The organism is Blautia ammoniilytica (genome assembly GCF_025566965.1).
GTDB classification, from domain to species: Bacteria; Bacillota; Clostridia; order Lachnospirales; family Lachnospiraceae; genus Blautia_A; species Blautia_A ammoniilytica.
The window spans coordinates 1-21,098 of sequence record NZ_JAOQJL010000036.1 but is presented as its reverse complement, the minus strand read 5'-3'; the positions used below and the strand labels follow the sequence as shown (position 1 = coordinate 21,098).

Annotated in this window: 19 protein-coding genes; 4 read left to right on the top strand and 15 right to left on the bottom strand. The window is 43.3% G+C overall.

Features of this window, described 5'->3' with window-relative positions; genetic code table 11:
* Positions 1-35: 35 nt before the first annotated feature.
* The 3 genes from OCV61_RS14830 to OCV61_RS14820 all read right to left on the bottom strand — a co-directional run bounded on the left by OCV61_RS14830 (position 36) and on the right by OCV61_RS14820 (position 3,396).
* Positions 36-1,082, bottom strand: coding sequence for a substrate-binding domain-containing protein (locus OCV61_RS14830; RefSeq protein WP_158422470.1), 1,047 nt, complete (start codon positions 1,080-1,082; stop codon positions 36-38).
* A gap of 138 nt (positions 1,083-1,220) precedes the next feature.
* Complete coding sequence (locus tag OCV61_RS14825) at positions 1,221-2,495, bottom strand: nickel pincer cofactor-dependent isomerase, group 22 (RefSeq protein ID WP_158422469.1); 1,275 nt, start codon at positions 2,493-2,495, stop codon at positions 1,221-1,223.
* Complete coding sequence (locus OCV61_RS14820; protein ID WP_262583116.1) at positions 2,461-3,396, bottom strand: amidohydrolase family protein; 936 nt, start codon at positions 3,394-3,396, stop codon at positions 2,461-2,463. Before OCV61_RS14820 ends, OCV61_RS14825 begins: the two co-directional genes overlap by 35 nt.
* A gap of 310 nt (positions 3,397-3,706) precedes the next feature.
* Here OCV61_RS14820 and OCV61_RS14815 point away from each other — a divergent pair, with 310 nt between their 5' ends.
* Positions 3,707-4,459 carry a DeoR/GlpR family DNA-binding transcription regulator gene (locus OCV61_RS14815; protein ID WP_262583115.1) on the top strand — a complete coding sequence of 251 codons (753 nt, stop codon included), beginning with the start codon at positions 3,707-3,709 and terminating at the stop codon, positions 4,457-4,459.
* 69 nt (positions 4,460-4,528) lie between these two features.
* Here OCV61_RS14815 and OCV61_RS14810 read toward each other — a convergent pair whose 3' ends face one another.
* From OCV61_RS14810 to OCV61_RS14765, 10 genes are all read right to left on the bottom strand, one after another.
* Positions 4,529-5,440, bottom strand: coding sequence for a PHP domain-containing protein (locus tag OCV61_RS14810; protein ID WP_158422466.1), 912 nt, complete (start codon positions 5,438-5,440; stop codon positions 4,529-4,531).
* A 32-nt stretch (positions 5,441-5,472) separates the two neighbouring features.
* Complete coding sequence (locus OCV61_RS14805; protein ID WP_158422465.1) at positions 5,473-6,087, bottom strand: class II aldolase/adducin family protein; 615 nt, start codon at positions 6,085-6,087, stop codon at positions 5,473-5,475.
* Positions 6,088-6,147: 60 nt separating this feature from the next.
* Positions 6,148-7,230 carry a M24 family metallopeptidase gene (locus OCV61_RS14800; protein WP_158422464.1) on the bottom strand — a complete coding sequence of 361 codons (1,083 nt, stop codon included), beginning with the start codon at positions 7,228-7,230 and terminating at the stop codon, positions 6,148-6,150.
* Positions 7,231-7,249: 19 nt separating this feature from the next.
* Complete coding sequence (locus tag OCV61_RS14795; protein ID WP_262583112.1) at positions 7,250-8,725, bottom strand: rhamnulokinase; 1,476 nt, start codon at positions 8,723-8,725, stop codon at positions 7,250-7,252.
* 85 nt (positions 8,726-8,810) lie between these two features.
* Complete coding sequence (locus OCV61_RS14790) at positions 8,811-9,602, bottom strand: DeoR/GlpR family DNA-binding transcription regulator (protein WP_158422462.1); 792 nt, start codon at positions 9,600-9,602, stop codon at positions 8,811-8,813.
* A 114-nt stretch (positions 9,603-9,716) separates the two neighbouring features.
* On the bottom strand, positions 9,717-10,697 hold the full coding sequence (locus OCV61_RS14785; RefSeq protein ID WP_158422461.1) for an ABC transporter permease: 981 nt from the start codon (positions 10,695-10,697) through the stop codon (positions 9,717-9,719).
* Positions 10,697-12,211 carry a sugar ABC transporter ATP-binding protein gene (locus tag OCV61_RS14780; RefSeq protein WP_173727155.1) on the bottom strand — a complete coding sequence of 505 codons (1,515 nt, stop codon included), beginning with the start codon at positions 12,209-12,211 and terminating at the stop codon, positions 10,697-10,699. The genes OCV61_RS14785 and OCV61_RS14780 overlap by 1 nt, the downstream gene beginning before the upstream one ends.
* Before the next feature lie 94 nt (positions 12,212-12,305).
* Positions 12,306-13,277: an ABC transporter permease gene (locus tag OCV61_RS14775; protein WP_158422459.1), complete on the bottom strand. Its 972-nt coding sequence runs from the start codon at positions 13,275-13,277 to the stop codon at positions 12,306-12,308.
* Between the two features lie 238 nt (positions 13,278-13,515).
* Positions 13,516-14,496 carry a sugar ABC transporter substrate-binding protein gene (locus OCV61_RS14770; RefSeq protein WP_158422458.1) on the bottom strand — a complete coding sequence of 327 codons (981 nt, stop codon included), beginning with the start codon at positions 14,494-14,496 and terminating at the stop codon, positions 13,516-13,518.
* Positions 14,497-14,594: 98 nt separating this feature from the next.
* On the bottom strand, positions 14,595-15,533 hold the full coding sequence (locus OCV61_RS14765) for a 1-phosphofructokinase family hexose kinase (protein WP_158422457.1): 939 nt from the start codon (positions 15,531-15,533) through the stop codon (positions 14,595-14,597).
* A 593-nt stretch (positions 15,534-16,126) separates the two neighbouring features.
* Between OCV61_RS14765 and OCV61_RS14760 the strand changes: the two genes are divergently transcribed.
* The 3 genes from OCV61_RS14760 to OCV61_RS14750 all read left to right on the top strand — a co-directional run bounded on the left by OCV61_RS14760 (position 16,127) and on the right by OCV61_RS14750 (position 18,707).
* A complete protein-coding gene (locus tag OCV61_RS14760) occupies positions 16,127-16,522 on the top strand; it encodes a VOC family protein (RefSeq protein ID WP_173727158.1) in 396 nt (131 codons plus the stop codon).
* Between the two features lie 34 nt (positions 16,523-16,556).
* Entirely contained in the window at positions 16,557-17,621 is a 1,065-nt protein-coding gene (locus OCV61_RS14755) for a LacI family DNA-binding transcriptional regulator (RefSeq protein WP_158422455.1), read from the top strand.
* 216 nt (positions 17,622-17,837) lie between these two features.
* Positions 17,838-18,707, top strand: coding sequence for a hypothetical protein (locus OCV61_RS14750; protein ID WP_158422454.1), 870 nt, complete (start codon positions 17,838-17,840; stop codon positions 18,705-18,707).
* A gap of 132 nt (positions 18,708-18,839) precedes the next feature.
* Here the strand turns inward: OCV61_RS14750 and udp are convergent, their stop codons facing one another.
* On the bottom strand, positions 18,840-19,619 hold the full coding sequence (gene udp / locus OCV61_RS14745) for a uridine phosphorylase (RefSeq protein WP_158422453.1): 780 nt from the start codon (positions 19,617-19,619) through the stop codon (positions 18,840-18,842).
* Between the two features lie 201 nt (positions 19,620-19,820).
* Positions 19,821-20,384 (bottom strand): RpiB/LacA/LacB family sugar-phosphate isomerase, encoded by a 564-nt coding sequence (locus OCV61_RS14740; protein WP_158422452.1) that lies wholly within the window; start codon positions 20,382-20,384, stop codon positions 19,821-19,823.
* Between the last annotated feature and the right edge of the window lie 714 nt (positions 20,385-21,098).

The following is a 21,098-nucleotide window of genomic DNA, read 5'->3' as shown; positions in this document are numbered from 1 at the left end:
CCCGGTTATCCGAAGCGGGGATCCTTATTATGTATTTATTCCGCTTTCATATCGTCCGGAATAACATCCTCTAATGTAAGATTCCATGTATTGTCATCATCTGTCCAGCCATTCATAAATGTATCCGGTAATTCTGGATGATACCATTCGTCTGCATCAGCTGCATCGATAACCGGCGGATCAATGATCGTATCTTTTTCTGCATCTTCTCCATTTACTACAGCAAGTGCAACATCCAGTGCTGCTGCCGGTAAATAGCAGGGAAGACCTTCAATAAATGCATTAATGTTGTATTCCTTGATCACACGGAAGAAGCCATTGGTATACTCACCGGTCATTGCCACTGTTCCAGGATCGATTCCATGCTGAACCAGTGCCTCTGTCATAGCCACTTCACCATGTCCCTGCTGGATGATACCGTTTACTTCTGTATCCGGATTCGCTGCCAGAAGGTCATTCATCAGCTGAGATGTTGTACCTGCATCCCATCCGCCATATCCTTCTGCGATCACATGGATATCCGGATAGTTTTCAAGAACCTTTGTCCAGCACTCATAACGGATATTGTCATTGTAGCTGCCCTCAAGTCCGCGGATCAGATAAATGTTTCCCTTGCCTCCAAGAGTTTCACACATCCATTCAGCCTGCTGTGTAGCATATTTTTCTTCGTCGATTCCGATTGTGTAAAGATTATCCCCCTCTACACGGTTGTCATAGGAAACTACTGTGATTCCTTCATCTGCAGCCTCTTCCAGTACAGGTTTCAGCGCATTGGAATCAGCAGCATTCACCAGAATAATATCGTATCCCTGAGAAATCATATTACGCAGCTCGTTGATCTGATTCTGTGCATCGTCCCCCGCACTGGATGCATAAAACTCAGAAATAACGCCTTCATCCTTCAGATCTGAACAGTATTTTTCAAAGATCTTGATAGTCTGTGCACGCCATGCATTGCCGGAAAAAGAGTTACTCAAAGCTACTTTCATCCCTGTTTTTTCCGCCTTCACTGTAACTGTTCCCCCAATTGCCATGATTGCAGCCATTCCCAATACTGCCATAGTTTTCAGTTTCCCTTTCATTTCAATACCTCCTGTTTTTCTTATTTTCCTTTATAATTCGGGTACCCTATTTGCCGGCGCTTAGAATATTCCAAATAAGGTCCCATAATTACCTTTTTTATTTTTCTGTTTTCTGGTTTTTGCCTCTTTTTTGTATTTCTATTTCAGCCTTCCTGCCTGGTCAAATTCCAGATCCACAGGTCCTTCCAGTATCCGGATCCTGCTGTTATCTTTTAATTCCTCTACCAAAGCCTCTGATACCCAGAACTCTTCTATATGGAGCGTATCCTTTATCCGTATGATCCTTGGCCATCTTTTTTCGATTCCAAGGCAGGTCCGCAATGCGATCTGTATGGCTTCTCTGTCATTTTTCAGTATCATGGGGATCTTTGCCTGTACGATCATTTTGCTGGTAATGGCATTTGGATAGCTTTCTTCCAGATTGATCTTTTTATAAAAGCTTTCTGTGGTAAAATCAGCCATCCCCATTCCAATGGCGCAGCCTTTTGATTCTTCTGTCAGATCCAGGATCACCACACGTTCTGCATGTAATCCTCCATCTCCTGCATACTTTGAGCAATAGGTTCCGGTAATATTAGGATCCATTCCATCTCCGCTTATATCTTTACCAATCTGTTCTACCACCAGCACATCTGCAGCTTCAACAGGCAGTGAAGGAAGCTGTTTTCTGGCTGTTTCCAGATACTCAGGCTCCTTTTCCAGAATCTCCGAAGGTGTCATTCCGGCAATAAGCATTGTCTGATCCTTCGCATTTTCCACAATTCCTATTCCACACAGGATCGGTGCCTTTTTCAGGATTTCCCTGCCTCTCGCCTCTATATTCTCTGCCATAACACCAAAGCCGTCTTCGTGGCACACCTGGGCACCTTTTTGCTTCCCAAGGCCGATCACCATCATTTTCATCAGGCCGCTTTCATATTTTCCCCTGAACCCTGTATGGGGTTTGATCCTTCCTGCTACAACGATCCCATCTGCCTGGGCTGCATTTCTGTCTATGTATACAGGGCTTCCCTTCACAGTTCCGATCCTGGTCACTTCCATGGAAGATCGTATGACGCATCCAACATATTCCTCTGTAACTCCATATCCTTCCAGAATCTTTTTCTGTCCTTCTGCGGTTGCCCCTCCGTGGCTTCCCATGGCAGGTACTACAAAGGGATCTGCTCCATAACCTTTCAGTTCAGCAACAATTGTCTTTATGATCAGCGGAATGTTAGCCACTCCCCTGCTTCCACAGGTTACTGCTATCTTCATCCCCGGCTTTATCCTGCCTTTGATCTCCGGTCTGTCCATTTCTTCCCTGATACGGAATACGATCTGCGCTTCTGATAAATATTCACATGACAGAAGCTGTTTCACCCTGTACATTTTAGGCAGTTCAACATCCATTGCCAGCTTTGATGTTTCCCCCATTAAAATATACCTCCTGTGCATTTTTATAAAAAATGGATTCTTTTTCTGCTTCTGTAAAGATCTGTGATTCTTCAAGGTACTGATACAGTTCTTTATAGGAATCTCGCAGTATAACTGCAGGTGCATCTGATCCCCACAGCATTTTCCGGTACCCGATCACTTCTTTTGCTGTTTTTATATTATCAAGTGCTGCCCAAAAAGGATAAGACTCATCTGCCGCATTCCAGGGAACCGCTGCAAGATCGAACCAGATATTCTTTTGATTCAGCATCTCCAGTTCCTGGCGAAGGATCTTTTCTTCTCCTTTTTTGTGAGCCAGTAAATGACAGATCACAATCTTAAGTCCTGGAAATTTATCGCTGATCTGCTGGATCGCTTCCGGCTGGTAGCTGTCCATGCCCATAGCTCCAATATCTACGGTAAGAACCCCCTGTCTTTCTTCCAGAAGCCGGTAATATGGATACATTCTGTCACTGTTCAATGAGAATTTCTGATGAAAAGACATCAGTCCGCAGCTGTCACTGAACTCAAACTTGGCGATCCGAAATCCCTGTCTAAGGAAATGCTCCATCAATTCCACCCCATGCCTTGCAAAAGGATCCACAGCACATGCTCCGATCAATCGATCCGGATATTTTTGAACCGTTTCATGAATATACCGGTTCTGAAATCCATATAAGTTTCCCTGCAGGATCACTGCCTTTTCTACCTGATTTTCATTCATAAGGTTCAGAAGCCGGTCCGCTTCAAAAGAACTCTCTCCCATCCCCTCCGGAATCAGGTAATGAGTGTCTCCGTTTGCCCAGATGGCTTTTCCTCCACCAGCCGTAAGAAGTTCTCCCCTGCCGCCATATCCACATATCTGTTTATATATGTGAACATGGGAATCTATTTTCTTCACCTCATCACCTCTTTCACTTTTTGACAACATTTTGTCTATTTTGATAATATTTTTGGTGTTTTCGTCTTTTTATAGCGTCATTATACTCAATTCAAATGTAATTTGCAATAGTTTTTTCATTTTATTTTGTTTTCCTTTGTATTTTTGCATATTTCTTATTTATTTTTGACCATATGTTATCATTTTGCCTATATTTTCATCATATATTTCATGCGTAATCAATATTTTTGATACATTTAATCATTTTCATATTGATTTTTACTCATTTTTAGCGTATACTAAAGACATCAAATTTAGAAGGATGACTATTATGAAAGAAAAACGTCTTGAAGAAATGGAAGCTTTCATTGGTGAAAGGAACACCGTGAAGATGAATGAATTAGCAGAACACTTCGGCATGTCAATGAGTACATTGCGCCGGGATTTAGATAAACTTGCCAGCGAGAATAAGATTGTCAAATCCTATGGATCCGTTTCCCTTACCAGACCATCTGTCAGTTTTCTCCATTCCCAGAATACCATCCACATGCAGGAAAAGAAAAAAATAGCCAGCTTTGCAGCCCGGCTTATCGACAATGGAGATATTATTTTTATTGACAGTGGCTCCACCTGTGGACTGATCACAGATTTTATTCCTGATGATTTCCATGTTACCATCATCACTAATAACCTGGATGTGATCATCCGCGGCATGCGTAAAGAGAATCTGGATATCTACTCTATCCCAGGCAAGCTTAACAGAAAGAACAATTCTTTCTCCTATATGCAGGATTGTAATCCTTATAAGGATTACAACATTGGCAAGATTTTTGTTTCCTGCGCAGGGATCGACATCGAATATGGCATCTCTCACAATGAGGTCAGCGAGCGCACGATTAAGAAATATGCCATTGAGCGCACCACCAACCGAATCCTGCTGGCAGACAGCACCAAGTTCGGGCATATCGCTCCCTTACATGTCTGTGAGATCAAAGCCTTCTCCATACTCTGCACAAATGAGCAGCCGCCTGAAGCTTATATTGATTATTGTCTCCAGAATCGTGTGCAGCTCATTTATGAATAACAGATATTTTCCCAAAAAAACCGGAGGACCACTGTGCCATCCGGTTTTTTTGCTTTCACATACTGGTTTTTACTTTCTCAGCGTTTCTATATGCCGGGTATAATACTGATAGGTTACGCCACACTCTCCCAGTTCCCTGGGATTGGGTATGCCTGTTTTCTGATCACCATGAAAATCCGAGCCTCCTGAAAAGAAAATGCCCTTGCTCTGATACCTGCTTCGGATCTGCTGCTCCAGCTCTGCCTTGGAATTTCTGCCAGCGTAGCTTGACTTATCGTAGGTATAGCTTGCCTCTATGCCATCCAGTCCGGCATCTACCAGCATGTCCATATACTGGAAACGAGTCATAGTCTTGCCTTGATAGGGAGGATGTTCTTTTACCAAAAACGGGTGTGCCATGATCGCTATACCACCTGTTTTGTGAAGCAGCTGAATGATCTTTACAGGATCCGGTTTCTCCCGGTTGGTCTGGAATTCCGGTACAGACTGTACCAGACGCTTTGCCTTAGCCCAGTCCACAGCATATCCTTTTGCAGCCAGCAGCTCATACACTGACTTTTTCTGGACAGTTTCCGGACAATCAGTTTTCCCTGCATGTTCCAGAACCTCCTGCCAGGATACTTGATACCCGGCCTTTGCCATCTTTCGGATCATTTCCTGATAGCTTTCCATCCTGCTTGTCTGGACACCATGTTCCAGATCCGCAAACGCAGGATCATCCCAGTTACAGTACAATCCAATAATATGGACGTCGTCATTCCAGGTATCGCAGGATACTTCGATTCCCGGCAACAGCCGGATTCCTTTCTCAGCCCCATATGAAACAAGATCAATTCCTTTCCAAATGGCCGGCAGCGTCATGTCATGGTCAGTAATGGCCATAACCTTCAGCCCAAGAGACGCAGCACGGTCAATGGATTCGATTGGTGTCATGTGTCCGTCAGAACGGATCGTATGTGTGTGCAGATCGCAAGCAAACATGTGTGGCTTCTCCTATCCTGTTCAAAACCAAATCAGATGTCTTTAATGTTATTTTTGAAGATGTTGCAGATGGCATCTGCTTCAATTCTCTCAAGCATACTGTATGCCATGAAAAGGTCAGATCCGGAAACAACAACCCCATGCAGCGGCATGATAGCTCCAATTGGATATTTCTCAGCCAGTTCCCTTCTCGCGTCAAAATATTTATAAACCTCTTCATGCAGATTCTTTGTATAAGCCTGTGTATATGGAATGCACTCTACAGGGCCTCTCTTCATGGTTGCCTCTGTAATATTGGGAATCGGCTTTGTCTGTGCTACAAATACCATGCAGTACATAGGATGTGCATGGATCGTTGCACCGATATTTTTGAAGTTTTTCAGAAGAAGTACATGCATGTAAGCTTCACGGGAAAGCTTTCCTGTACCTTCCAGAATGTTCATATCATAGTCGATCAGTAAGAAATCTTCTGGTTTCATCTCGCAAAAATGTCTTTCAGACATAAGAGATGGAGAGATCAGAATCCTGTTATCATCTACTCTCACTGCAAAATTCCCGCCTGCAGCATTTGTAAGTCTTCTGTCCCACATATAATGTGCAACTTTACTCATATCTTCTCTGTCTTTCATGTAAGATAACTCTGCCATCTTTTCTTTTCTCCTCTTCTTTTTCTTTTCTTTCCATATCAGTCTTCATAAACTATTATATTAAAGAACCAGGATTCCGGGGCGAAGGATCTTCTGTCCCTTGTATTCTACTTCTTCATAAACCCATTCCCCTGTATGAGAAACAATTTCCTGTTTGCCGTCAATCACAAGGAAAGTATCCTCTGCCTTTACACCTGCAATAGTAGGGTTCCAGGAAAATCCCTGTCTGTCATGCACCACCTCTGTGCAGGCAAAATTGGTACAATAATCTCTGGTCGGATATCCAAGACCGCCTCCCTGGTGATGCAGATCAAAATCAGGGCCATAGCCTTCTGCTTCGTAAACAGCCTTTCCTGCTTCCAGAACGCTGACTGCTGTTGCACCCGGAACCGTAGATAGAATATAGGCTGCATCTGCTTTTACTACCGCTTTCAGACGTTTCATCTTGTCTTCATCCACCTCACCGAAGGATACAATCCTTGAAATAGAAATGGTGAGGCCGTATTTCTGTGCACAGATCGCTGCCATTGCATATTTTTCCACCTTATTAGCGGTTGGAATGGGATGACGGAATTTCTTCAATCTGTCATCTGCAGCTACCAGGCAAACCGGCACCTGATATCCTTTTGCCATTAAAGCTCCTGTAATCCTGCCTGCGATCTCAAATTCTGTTTCACCTTTTTTAATCTGCCTTACACACTCTTCCAGAATCCTTGTACTTTCCGGTCCAATCTGACGGAACCGGGCAATCTCTTCATCTGTAAGAATGTACCTGAGCGGCTGGATCTCACTGCCTTTATTCTCGCCATAACAGCCATTATCACTTACCACTTTAAGGCCTTTAAGATAAGGCTCCAGGATCTTCGCTTCATCCTCATGCCACAAATAACCGATCAGTTCAAAACCAAGCCCATCCAGTTCTTCCTCCATCACACGGTATCTTTCACTGGAATTACACACTGCATAGCTTTTATCCTTTGTGATTAGGATCTTAGAAGCCGCAGGTCCCGACTTGTCTACAAAAGCACTTTTTCCCCCTGTGATCCAGAAAAAGTTCTCGTTTGTATTCAGAACCACTGCATCATAGCCCTTTTCTTCCATCAGCTCTCTTACTCTTAAGATCTTTTCTTCTGTTTCCCTCATCTGCCCCAATGCCTCCTTTTCACACACTCTTTAAAAGAGTTTTAAAGTACTGATACTTTTCTTCCCAGACAGCCTGATCTGCAGGTAAAAATTCTTCAATATCAAAGGATTTCCTGATAATTTCCCTGCCCTGTAATACATCCCTGATCTCTCCCTTTGCTTTCATCTGCATCAGGAAGTTGCCAGCCAATGCTGCTTCTGTAGGCCCTACATAAACCGGACGTCTGCAGGCATTTGCCGTAAATTGATCCAATAGTCTGTCCTGACCGCCGCCTCCAAGAATATGGATACAGTCAATTTTCTTTCCGTTGATTTCTTCCAGTGCATCCATTACCCAACGATACTTAAAGGCAAGGCTTTCTTCCACTGCCCGCACAAACTGACCTGGTGTTTCAGGCTCCTTCTGCCCTGTCATGCTGCAGAATTTCCGAATTTTTTCAAGCATTCTTCCAGGCTCGTAAAATTCTTCCCAGTCCGGATCGATGAGAGCTTTAAATGGTGCTTCCTTTGCTGCCAGAGCAGCCAGCTCCCCAAAGGAATACTCCTGACCCATGGTCTGATATTCCCTGCGGCACTCCTGGATGATCCAAAGCCCCATTACATTTTTCAACATACGGTACCTATGTTCCACACCGCCTTCAAATGCAATGTTATATTTAAAAGTAGTTTCATTTGTAAAGAAATCGCAGGTTTCCACTCCCATCAGTGACCAGGTACCACTGCTGATATAAGCAGGATTTCCAGACAGTGCAGGCAGAGCTGCCACTGCAGAAGCAGTATCATGTTCTCCTACTGCGATCACATCAAAGCCGCCTGTCCCAAGCAGGCTTTGCATCTCCCGTGTTGCATGTCCGACCACAGATCCCGGCTCTACAATCGGCGCAAGGATCCTTTCCGGGATCATGAACCTTTTCAGTACTTCCTTGTGCCACAAATTCGTCCGGTAATCAAACATCTGTGTTACAGAAGCAATCGTATATTCTGATTTTCTTTCACCTGTGAGCATATATGCCAGAAGATCAGGCAAATGAAGAAGAGTTTCGCACCCTTCCAGAAGATAACCATCTCCTTGCTGTATCATAGCTGCCAGCTGAATGGCAGTGTTAAACAGTGCGTTCTGGTTACCTGTAAGCTGATGAAGTTCTTTTTCAGAAATCAGGTCGTAGATTTTATCCCTGTTTCTCTTTGTACGTGCGTCCCTATAGCAGTGCATCTGCGTGATAATGTCTCCGCTTTTTCCAATAAGGCCAAAATCATTACAGTAGGAATCCATTCCCAGTCCTGCGATCTGGCCGTCTGCTTTCCGGAAGCCCGTCTTAAGACCTTCTATTAGATTTTGATATATTCCAAGAAAATTCCAGTATAAACTTCCATTTGCAGAAATCTGACAGTTGGGGAACCTGTGGATCACTTCTGTGTCTAGCCTGTTTCCATCAAAGCTTCCCAGCATCATTTTTCCGCTGCTCGCTCCTAAATCGAATGCGATATATTTCATGTAAACTCCTCCAGTCTTATGGCCGGAGACGTTTCCTGTGAGATACTTTACCGGCAGCCATCCGCAGATGGCCGCCATTTCATTTTTATTGAAGTGTTACGATCTCAGTTCCCTGAGATTCAATGAAGTGCCTGTATTCTTCGGAAACCGTCTCGTCCGTAATCAGACAATCAATGAAATCAAACTGAGAAAGAACTACCACACCTGTTTTGCCGATCTTGCTGGAATCTGCAAGCAAAAATGTTTTCTTTGCCTGCTTCAGCATTTCACGCTTTGCATCCACCTCATAAATACTTCCGTCTGTGATCCCGTCTGTCATACTGATTCCATGACAGGAAACGAATGCTTTATTAGGACGGAAATTGTGGATCTGTTCCACAGCCATCACTCCTGTAAGAGAGTAATTCTTGGACTTCAGCAAACCTCCCAGACAGATAAACGTCAGGCTGGGATGGTCCGCAATGGACGCTTCCACCAGAAGCCGGATGGAATTAGTAATGATCGTCACCCGATAATCCTGCGGTATGTAAGATACCAGATTCAAAGTAGTGGAGCTGTTGTCGATAAAGATGGTGTCCCCATCTTCAATATACTCTGCTGCCTTCTGGCAAAGCCGGATCTTTTCAGAGTAATTCCGGATCTCCCTGGTAAGAAGGGGATACTCCTTCACTCCTTTGGATGCCTCTGATAAAACTGCTCCTCCATGTACTCGCTGGATGATCCCTGCTTCTTCCATCTCTTTCAGGTCACGGCGGATGGTTTCCTTTGATACCTGGAGTATCTCAAACAATTGATTCACATTAATGCGTTCATTTTTTTCCAGAAGCCGGGCAATGTGTGCCTGTCTTTCTTTATTCTTTTTTCTGTTGTCATTCATTACAGATTACCTCCGGTATCAATTTGATATAGTACTAAGAATGGTATGATTATATCACGAAATCCATACCGGAACTATCGTTTTTCAGGAAATTCCTGACATTTTTACTTTTGATTAATGAATATCTCCATTATTCTTGATACTGTCTACCATTACTGCTACGAAAATGATCAGTCCTTTGAAAATATTCTGGATATATGCAGAAGCTCCAATAATGGTAAGTCCGTTGCTGATGACCTGTACCATAACGATACCAATGATCGCTCCCGGGATCACCTTTCCTTTACCGCCGAAAAGGCTGGCCCCGCCGATAACTGCTGAGGAAATAACAGTAAACTCATCATTCTGTGCAAAGTTAGGATTAATAACACTAAGTCTTGCCGCATTCACCATACCTGCAAGTCCTGCAAGTGCACCACATATTGCATAAGCGATAAATACAACTCTTGGTCCGTTGATACCCATTTTATTTGCACCGGTCAGATTGTTGCCACAGGCAAACAGCTGACGGCCATACTGGGTTTTTGTAAGGACAAAATGTCCAAGGATAACAACTGCAAGGAAGATGTAAACCATCAGCGGGATACCAAAGATCCTGGTAGAAGAGAAAACTCTTACCTTTGCATCCAGGAAAAGCATCTGCTGATTGGTAAACATAAGTCCAAGTCCTTTTGCCACACTGTAGGTTGCAAGGGTCGTGATAAACGGTACGATCTTCAGTCTGGATACGCAGAAACCATTGATGCATCCGATTAACAGACCGCTTAAGCAGGATCCTACAAAGCAAAGGATCAGCGGGCATCCAAGATTGTTCAGAAGCGTGGTTCCCACAACTGCCGAAAAGTACATATTGGATGCTACAGAAATATCAATACCTCCGGTGATCAATACAAAGAACATACCTACTACAGAGATTCCCAGTGTAGAGGAAAGCTGAAGTACTGTGATCGCATTGCTCAGGGAAAGGAAACCTGTGGACTGTACGGAGAAATAAATGATCATAATCAGGAATATGATATAAATTCCGTAATTACAGAAGGTATCCACCAGTTTTTTTCTAAAAATCGCATCTTTTCTTGCCTGGGATGTTTCCATTACTTTCCACCTCCTGTTGCTATTGCTGCTTTCATAATACCTTCCTGGCTGTACTCCCCTTTTTCAAGCTCACCGGTGATCTTGTTATGGCTCATTACCAGGATTCTGTCACACATACCCATCAGTTCTTCCATTTCAGAAGACACGATCAGGATAGAAGATTTGTTCTTTGCAAGATCATTGATAATGCTGTAGATCTCGTATTTTGCTCCTACATCCACACCTCTTGTAGGCTCATCCAGGAAGAAGATCTTAGGCTCCTTAAGTACCCATTTACCAAATACAACCTTCTGCTGATTTCCACCGGAAAGATTGATCACAGCCTGTTTGGATGGATCAAAGGTTTTGACCCGCAGTTCCTTAACGATCTTATCTGTATGCTCTGACTCTTTTTGACGATTGATAAATGACTTGTCACAAATATCATCCAGGCTGGCCATAACCACATTTTCCTTGATGGTCTTCGGCATCATCAAACCTTCCTCACGACGGTTCTCTGTGATAAATGCCATGCCATTCTTAATACAGTTGATGGGGGTGATTGGAGCGATCTCCTGTCCTTTGTATGAAATATGACCCTCAGAAATAGGATCCACACCAAACAGACAGCGAAGAAACTCGGTACGGCCTGCTCCCATCAGTCCGAACAGTCCCAGGATCTCTCCTTCACGGATCTCAAGGCCAAGATTTTCAAATCTGCCCTCCTGGCAGATGTCCTTTGCCACAAAGGCCACTTCACCAATTTCTTTTTCCACGGTAGGATAAATATTATTCAGCTCACGGCCAACCATCTGCTTGATAACCTCTGCATTGGTTGTCTCGGAAGCTTTCTTCTGGGAAATGATCTCCCCATCACGTAACACCGCAATCTCTTCGCAGTGTTCAAATACATCCTCCAGGATATGGGAAATAAAGATCATGGATTTTCCTTTTTCCTGAAGTAGGTGCATGATTCCGAACAGCTTTTCTTTCTCTTTATTTGAGAGAGATGTGGTAGGCTCGTCCAGTACAATGATCTTTGCGTCCTGCATAATGGCCTTAATGATCTCGATCAGCTGCCGCTGTCCCATGGGAAGGGTTCCTACGATCGTATTTGCATCAAAGCCTTCAATGCCCAGCTCCTTCAGCTGCTCATTGGCGATCTTTTTCATTGTTTTCTTATCAATGGTTTTTGCTTTTGTCCTTTTCATCTCTGTGATGAAAAGATTCTCATATACGGTCAGGTTGGTAAAAAGGTTCAGCTCCTGATGCACAAATGCAATACCTGCTGCCTTTGACACCTTTGGATTTGTAGGCTCAAATTCTTTTCCTTCCAGATAGATCTTTCCACCGTCTCTTTGATGAATACCTCCAAGCACATTCATAAGAGTTGATTTTCCGGCACCATTTTCACCTACCAGACCCAGGATCTCACCTTTTTTCAATGCGATCGTAATATCCTTCAGAACCTGAACCGAAGCAAAAGACTTGGTAACATGTTCCATCTGTAAAATAATATCCCGTTTTTCAGTCAACTTCTTCACTTCCTCTCTCTGATCTTGCATTACCGGATCCTGTAATCCATACTCTCTTTTCTCTTTCAGATTTTGGATTGTGGGATCCTGTAATTTATGCTCTCTCTTTTCTCTTTCTGAATACTTCGATTGCTGCAGCAAACAGAATGATCAGACCTTTGATCATTGTAATAATAAAATAAGGTGTATTTAAAAGATTCAGAGCAATATTGATCAGAATAATCAATACGGCACCAAGTACTGTGTTCGGAATCTTTCCTGAACCACCTGCCGGGCTTGTACCACCTACGATGATACTTCCCATAATGTCATTGAAAAGTGTGGCTCCATAACTGGATGCACCAGACTGCATCTGGCCCATCATAATGATTCCGGCTACTGCGGAGCAAAGACCGCTAAGGATAAAGATCCAGAAAATGGTTTTCTTTACCGGGATACCGGAGATCAGGGCTGCCTTCGGATTAGTTCCTACAGAGTATAATCTGCGTCCATAAAGAGTACGGCTGCAGATAATATGGCTGATCAGCATTACTGCCAGTGCCAGGAGCAATACGTTAGGAATAATCCCGAAAAGTGTACCGCCGCCAAAATCAGCAAAGGAATCCGGGAGACCGCCTATTGTCTTTCCGCTTGAATAGATAACCGCAATACCTGTACCGATCAGCTGTGTAGCCATGGTTGCAATAAAAGAAGGCATTTTAAATACGGTAACTGCTATACCATTGACGATTCCAAATACAGCTCCAAGAGCCAGCATTGCAAGAAGTGCTACAGGGATCGCATACCATTTGCCAGCCAGATATCCGCTTGTCTCGCTCATGATGGAGGCACCGACCACACTGCTCAGTGCGATGATAGAAGTACTGGAGAAGTCCACGCCTCCATTAAGCACTGCAAAGTGTACGCCGCATGCTACAGTAAGCAAAACACATGACTGGCTGAGAATATTCTTGAAATTGTTCATGGTGGCAAAATTGGGAACTGCAATCATTGCCACGATCAGGAAGGCCAAAATGAACCAGATGATCGCATCCACTGAACTAAAAACCTTTTTTAACTGTTTCATATTCCAACCTCTCTATCCGTTTTCTCAGGTTTTGTAAACCTAATCCTCATACATCCGCCCACGGCTTTTCGGCCGTAGATCAGACCGTTTCTTTTCAGCCACGGCCGGGAAGCCGTAAGCGAATGTTATCCATCTTCACCTTGATCTAAGATGAATATTGGGCAGATATTATATCTGCCCAAATTCGTCACTTATGCCTCTCTGCCATCAGGCAAGGCATATCCTCTTAATAAAAGAATCAATATCCCTCGAATCCAAGCTCGTCTACGTTATCAGCTGTTACTTCAAATCCTGGGTCTGTCATGGAATCAACTTCTTCGCCCTTAACTGCTGCTACTGCTGCCTCGATGCAAAGTTTAGCCTGGTTTGTAGCATCCTGTACGGAAACAACATCTACATAACCTTCTTTGATCGCATCAACAGCATCTTTAGCACCGTCGAATGTAACCAGAGTTACATGGCCTTCTTCGCCGACCTTTTTATATTTGTCAAGCTGCTGCAGTCCGGAAATGATAGATGGAAGCAGTGCGTCTGACGGGCTGAAAATCATGTTAATATCCGGGTTTTCCTCAAATGCACTTAAGATACCGGCAAGAGCAAGCTCACCTTTCCACTCTGTAGCAACTTCAGAAACAACATCAAATACGTCCGGGTTCTCATCTGCAACTGCATTGAAACCATTATCACGAGCGATTGCATTTGCATCTGTAAGACTTCCTACCAGTTTGATCACTTTATATTTTGTTCCATCTTTTTTTGCTTTTTCCAAGATGTACTCAAGCTCTCTCTGAACCATTGCCTCGTTATCAGATGTAACTGTACCAACAACCTCTGCGCCTTCACCAGCAGCTCTGTTTGCCATAACAACCGGAACGCCTGCTTCATTACACTTCTTAATAGCGGCCACAACTGCCTCGCCATCTGCAGGAGCGATTACGATAGCGTCTGCTCCACCGGAGATCAGATTCTCGATCTGCTGATTCTGTTTCTGTGTATCATTCTCAGCAATAACTTCTGTGTATTTAACACCCATCTCATCGCAGGTTGCATGCATTGTTGACTGATACTCTGCCCACATCTGGGACTCGATTGCGCACATGGAAATACCAATTGTGATATCCTCGTTGCTCTTCTCCTCAGCAGATGCTGCAACAGTTCCAAATACCATGCTTGCTGTTAATGCTGCTGCCATTAATGCACTAAATACTCTTTTCTTCATAAATCCACCTTCTCCTTTTCTTGTTGCGTTGTCGCATTGTTATTTATAAAAAGAACTTTTGCTACGCCCTTATCCCCGGCCGTTGCCCCCCGTTCTCTTTATTCCATTTTTTCAAGCTGTACCTGGTCTTTTAATTCCATGGCACGGTTCAGATCATATCCCACTGTCAGGTCTGACTCTGCAGTTGCAGCTGAGATCGCTGTTGCCAGCTTTAAGATCTCCGGAAACTCCATTCCTTTTTCAAAGCCGTATACAAGGCCGCTTAAAAATGCATCCCCGCATCCGATGGTGTTGATCACATCAACCTTCAAAGGATGCACCTTGTAGATCTCTCCCTGATATTTCACAATGGAGCCTTTACCGCCTCTTGAAACTGCCACACAGGGAATTCCTTTTTCTGAAATCAGCTGAATACCTTCCAGTACTTCTCCGTCAGTAGATACAGGCTTGCCCATGATCTGTGAAAGCTCATCCTCGTTTGGCTTTACAAGAAATGGTTTTCTCTCAAGTCCCCGGATCAGATTCTCCGAGCTTGTATCAAGAAATACCCGAATATGCTTGCCTCTTCTTATCAGTTCATCTACTACTTCATTGTAGATGAAAGGAATCTCTGTATTGGAAGCATCTCCTGATAACACCAGTACATCACCATCATCCATGGTATCCATCATATGATCGATCAGCTGTCTGCATATCTTTTCAGGAACCGTCTTCCCTTTCTCAGTGATCAAAGTACAAATATGATTGTCTTCGATCAGTGCGTAATTGGTACGGGATTCACCCTCATCAAAGTGTAAAAACGCTACATCTACACCGCCGTCGGAAAGTATTTGCTCAATCCTTTTTCCTGTCTGTCCATATCCGATACCGTATGCTCGGTTACTGCATCCTAAGATACTTAAATTCACAGACACGTGAGTTCCCTTACCACCAAGCACTTCCTCTATGCGCTGGATCCTGTTGGTGTTATCTCTATGTAATTCCGGTATAAAAAGCAATTTGTCTACTGCCGGATTAATGGTCAACGTACAGATCATAAATCTACCTCTCTTTTTCCTTTTGTTGTTGTCTTATTTGTGGGTTGTCCTCACTATAACACGCTTATTTGGAAAAAGCAATATCTTTTTGTGGTTTTACCACATTTTATTTTGTATTTTATGACCTTTTTACACAAAGTTGGTTTTTGACCATTTCAAACGGCTATTTTCATGGTTTTTGTTTGTTTTGTTATGCGTTTTCGTTTACGCATTTTGAATATACCACATATTATACATGATGTCAATTGGATTTTTTGGATATTGTAATTATTTTGGTCATGTGGTATGATTATTTTATTCAAAACAGCAAATATTTTTATTTTTTACAATTTGACGTATTTGCAAAATTACTGTTTTGATTTGTGTATTTTCCACATTCTTTTTGAAAAATACCTTGTTTGTTACTGTTCGCAGGTCAGTATCCCGCCAGCTACTATTCACAGGTAATATTCCGCCAGGTGTTTTGCCATGTATTTCCCTGGAAAACCTTGGATATGCTTTACGTATATGGTATAATTTCAAAAAATAGTCTTTTAAAAGACATCGGAAATTCAAACGATACTATGACTTTTTATTATGAGGAGGATTCAGAAATGATTAAAGCAATGGACCATGTTACCATCAATATTAAAGACGTAGAAGCAACGCTTCATTTTTACGGAGAGATCCTTGGGCTTCAGGCTCTTCCTTCTGTAGATATGGGGGATCATTTCCTTCGTTATTTTGCCCTCCCGTCAGGTGGCAAGCTGGAACTGATCCAGTATTATTATGACGTTCCCCAATTAGATGTAGAAGCTACCAATAAGGGATGTGCCCGTCATCTTGCCTTTGAGGTAGAAGACATCCGTGCTCTGGAGAAAAAGCTTACTGATGCCGGCTTTGTATTCCATGTACCTGTTTCTTACGTTAAAAATCTTGATTTTACAGGCGGCCTTACCAAAGACCCTAATGGCTTTGAGCTGGAATTCCTCCAGTATGGAGAGCACTGATGCCAATTGTTAAACATAACAAAGGACCAATCGTATGTCGCAAATTACACTAAAACAAATAGCAGAGCGTGCCGGCACATCTGTAGGCACTGTGGATCGTGCCCTGAATAACCGTGGACGCATCAGCCCTTCTACTAAAGAAAAAATAATAAAAATCGCTGATGAAATGGGTTATCAGCCCAACAAGATCGCCAGTGCTTTAAGCCGCAGCAAATGCCTTCGCATTGCAGTGATCTACGCCAAATATCCGGCATACTTTGTAGATGAATTTACTGCAGGACTCAAAAAAGCCATTGAACATTTTACCCATTACAAGATCGAGATCATTACATACAGGTGCAATGCCCTGGATCCCCAATCGCAGATCGAAGTGATCAAAGATATTGACTTTTCCAATATTGATGGTTTCTCATTGAATGCCAGTGGGCAGGAGCTTGCCCCTTACATCAACCGGATCTCAGACATGGGGATACCAGTAGTCACCTTTAACTCTGATATACCAGGCACCAAGCGCCTGTTTCATGTGGGAATGGATCCATTTATGGCCGGACGTGTATCCTTTAATCTGATGGCCAAAATGCTTCAGGGCAAAGGAAAGATCCTGGCCATGCCAGGCTTTCATTCTGTGCTTTCCCATGAAGAACGGATCAAAGGTTTCCTGGAAGCGGCCAGAGATTATCCTAACATTCAGGTGATCCCCGGCGGTGAATACAAAGACCGTGATGATCTTGCTATTGATCTGGTACAAAAAGCTCTGGCAAAGCACCAGGATATTGCCGGGATTTATACAGTCAGCTCCCCGGGCGTGATCGGTGCCGGCAAATACTTAAGTCAGCTTCCAAAGGAGTCCCGGCCAATTGCTGTAGGTTATGACACCAGCCAGGATATGAAGCAGCTGATGGAAAAGGATGCCTGCACGTTTGTGGTATATCAGAATCCTGCAGCCCAGATTTATTATTCCATCGTTTATCTGGTGGAATACGTTCTGTTCGGCACGCTTCCTTCCCAGGAGCTTAATTTCCTGCCTCCGCAGATCGTTGTCCGTGAAAACATTGACTATTATCTGGAAGGGGATAATAAGTTTATTTTCGTTAATTAAGATAATAAGTTTATTTTCGTTAGTTAATATGAAGATGATGTCAGGGTCAAAAGGTCATTCTCCCACCTGTGCTTGCACAAGGGTATGGGAATGGCCTTTTGCATATGCGCCTGGTACCATCCTGTAAACTGCAGATTACAGCATCTGCTCCTGTGATTCTATAATGTAGCCGAAACTACATATTTATTCTTCTTTTACCAGAAGCGGAGGTTCACTATGAAAAAGGTAAAACATATTTTTTCAACGGCTGCATTATTATTCACACTTGGTCTTTGTGTACTGTTTGCAAGCCCTGTCCAGGCCAAGTCCAACCCGACCAAAGTAGCGCTGCAGCCAGGCAGGATTTATCGACGGTACGATATTACAGGGAATGGCAAACGTGACAAGATCCAGATCAAGACAACACCTACCACCGACAGCGACGGAAGCATCTCAGATTTTTCCATTTATGTGAATGGCAAAAAGGCTTACACATTAAACTCAATCCGCAATTTCTACAAAGAGGATGTATGTGCCCAGCTTTATACATTAAGTAACGGAAAGCCTTTCCTTTATCTGTATGTAGCGTTTGAGAACGGAGACGGACCGGTATGCGGGATCTTCCAGTACAAAGGACGCAGGCTGAATGAGATCATTGATTTCCAGGAAACCCTGGAGACCTATGGCTATCATCAGATGGGCTATGTTACCGGAGTTTCAGGCAATCGTTTGTATGTTTCCCAGGAACTTAATTCTTACTCACTGGGTCTTAATTCTATTCGGTTTGTCTACAAGTATTCCAGAGGTACTCTTGTGCCAGCCAGCAAATATGGTTCATACACCAGTATCTATACCTTAAACGGCCGATCCAGATATCTGACTGCAAACCGTGATATCCCGGTATATACTACCGCCTATGCAAATGCCTCCCTGAAATTCAATATTCTTAAAGGAGACCGGGTACGCATCAATAAATGTGCACTGATCAAAGGCAAAATGTATATTCAGATTTCTTCTAAGGGAATGACCGGGTGGATCCTTCCGGCAACCTCTTATCCGGAAACTGCAGAGTATCAGCAGTTCACGGAAACCCAATACGCAGGATGATTCGACTTGAATATTCTGTTTATGCAGCAGGGGCCATACAGCTGTTTTATATGCAGCTGCATGGCCCCTGTTTCGTTTCTATGATTTTAATTTCATTGTAACTGTTCCGTATCCTCACCGTTACGATTGTTATTATCTACTATTCTTATCTTTCAGGATCAGGTTACGGATTCCCTCCACAGCAGTTCGCACAGCCATATCCGTATCATGCACAACCGGATTCTCCAGACCTAGACGTTCTCTTTCCTGGTTAGCGATCACCAGAAAACAGGCCCCGGTCCTTACCCGCAGGCAGCTTCCTACAATAAAAAGTGCTGCTGATTCCATTTCCGAGGCAAGGCACCCCAATCGTTTCCAGGCTTCCCATTTGTTCAGAAGCTGATAGCTTACCGGTTTCACTTCCGGCTCATGTTGTCCATAAAAGGAATCTTTGCTTTGCACAACACCTGTATGATAAACATATCCAGCCTTCCCGGCTGCCTCTGCCAGTGCATTGGTCACTCCCAGATCTGGTACGGCCGGATATTCAATAGGTGCATATTCCCTGCTTGTCCCCTCCATACGCACAGAACCTGTAGCGATCACAATATCACCGCTTTTGATTTCCGGTTGCATACCTCCGCAAGTACCAATCCGCACAAAGGTATCTGCCCCACATCGGTACAGTTCTTCCACAGCAATGGCTGTAGATGGACCACCGATCCCAGTGGATGTTACACTGACTTTTTCTCCTTCCAGCATTCCTGTGTATGTTACAAATTCTCTGTTGTCAGCAATCCGTACAGGATTCTGAAAATACTGTGCGATCTTTTCGCATCTGCCCGGATCTCCTGGCAGGATCACATATTTCCCCACTTCCCCAGGTGCTACCTGAATATGATACAGCCGGTTATCTTCTGAATAATTCTTCATAACATGCCCTCCCAATTTGCAAGAAGCCCTCAGAGCTGCAGCTCTGGGGGCTTTCGTTTATCATGGAATCTCATAACTTTTCTTAGCTGTTATTATCATATGCCAGAACCGACAAAATGTCAACCAAAAAAGTATTTTTTAAACGTGTATTCCTGTTCCTGACAGGTAAGGTAATCAAGAATGCCTCAGTATTCTTGCTACTTATTTCTCAGGTCTGTCTGGAAGGATAACCTCTCCAAGGTGCTTTAATTCAAAACCGTTTTTCTTGAACTCTTCATAGTCAAAAGCTTCCAGCTCATCATATGCAAGTTTATGGAACTCATAGAAATTCGGCCAGTCTTCATAGCCATCACCCAGATTGTGCTCCAGGAATGCATCTGCAATCTCAATACCCATCTGATGAGCAACATAATGGCCACCCATAGCAATAACATTACAGTTATTACCTGTGATACATCTAAGTGCTGCAGGAACACTTTCTACAACTGCTGCGTGTACATGCGGGCATTTGCTTGCTGCGATATGGATACCCATACCTGTTCCGCAGAAGATCATAGCTCTCTCAAATTCTCCCTCAGCAATCTTTGCTCCAACCTTTAATCCGATTCTGTGGAACATCTCCGGATTCTCTTCATCTGCAGAGCGAACACCGATGTCGGTAACTGTCCATCCTTTTTTCTTAAGGTGAGCAACAACTGCCTCTTTTAACTCAAATCCTGCAAAATCTGCTGCAACCAAAACCTGTTTGTCTTTTACTGTTTTCATGATCCTTCTCCTTTTTCACCCCAAAATATAAAAAGCGTTATCGTTTACGCTTTTTATTATACTGTATTTTTGTGGAAAAAGCAAGTTGTTTATGTGTTTTTTACATATTATTTTGGTATTTTTATCCAGAGGAGTATCGAACGACCACGTGTCGAAAAGATACGTCCACATAAAGTTTATATTATTTCAAATTTGTTCCAATTTACTCTATTTTATGTTATACTATAAGAGCTGTCGTACCTCCAGCAGAAAGGAGGGAAATGCCCATGGATGAACTTCTCACAACTTTTCTTGTTTCCGTTTTAGCAGACGTAGTTAGCTACTACATATGCAAATGGCTGGACGGAGAGCAATAGACAGCAACAGCCTAAACGGATTAGCTCACCGTAACGAGCAAGAAAGCCCTCAGAGTTGCAGCTCTGGGGGCTTTCGTTTTGCTACATGGAATCTCACAACTTTCCTTAGCTGTTATTATCATATGCCAGAACAGGCAAAATGTCAACTAAATAATTACTATCATGTGAAGCTTCTGTAACAGTCGCTACTGTTTAGAATCAATTGTATCTTAATAATCCGGATATCTAAGTTTGCAGATGCCTTTTTGCTGGACGATGTATCTTCAGTGAACCTCACATGGCTAAAGTCACGTGCTTCCAGACGCTTTAGGCGTCAGACTGAATATCGGCGGATACGCCTGTAACTTAGGTCTGCACA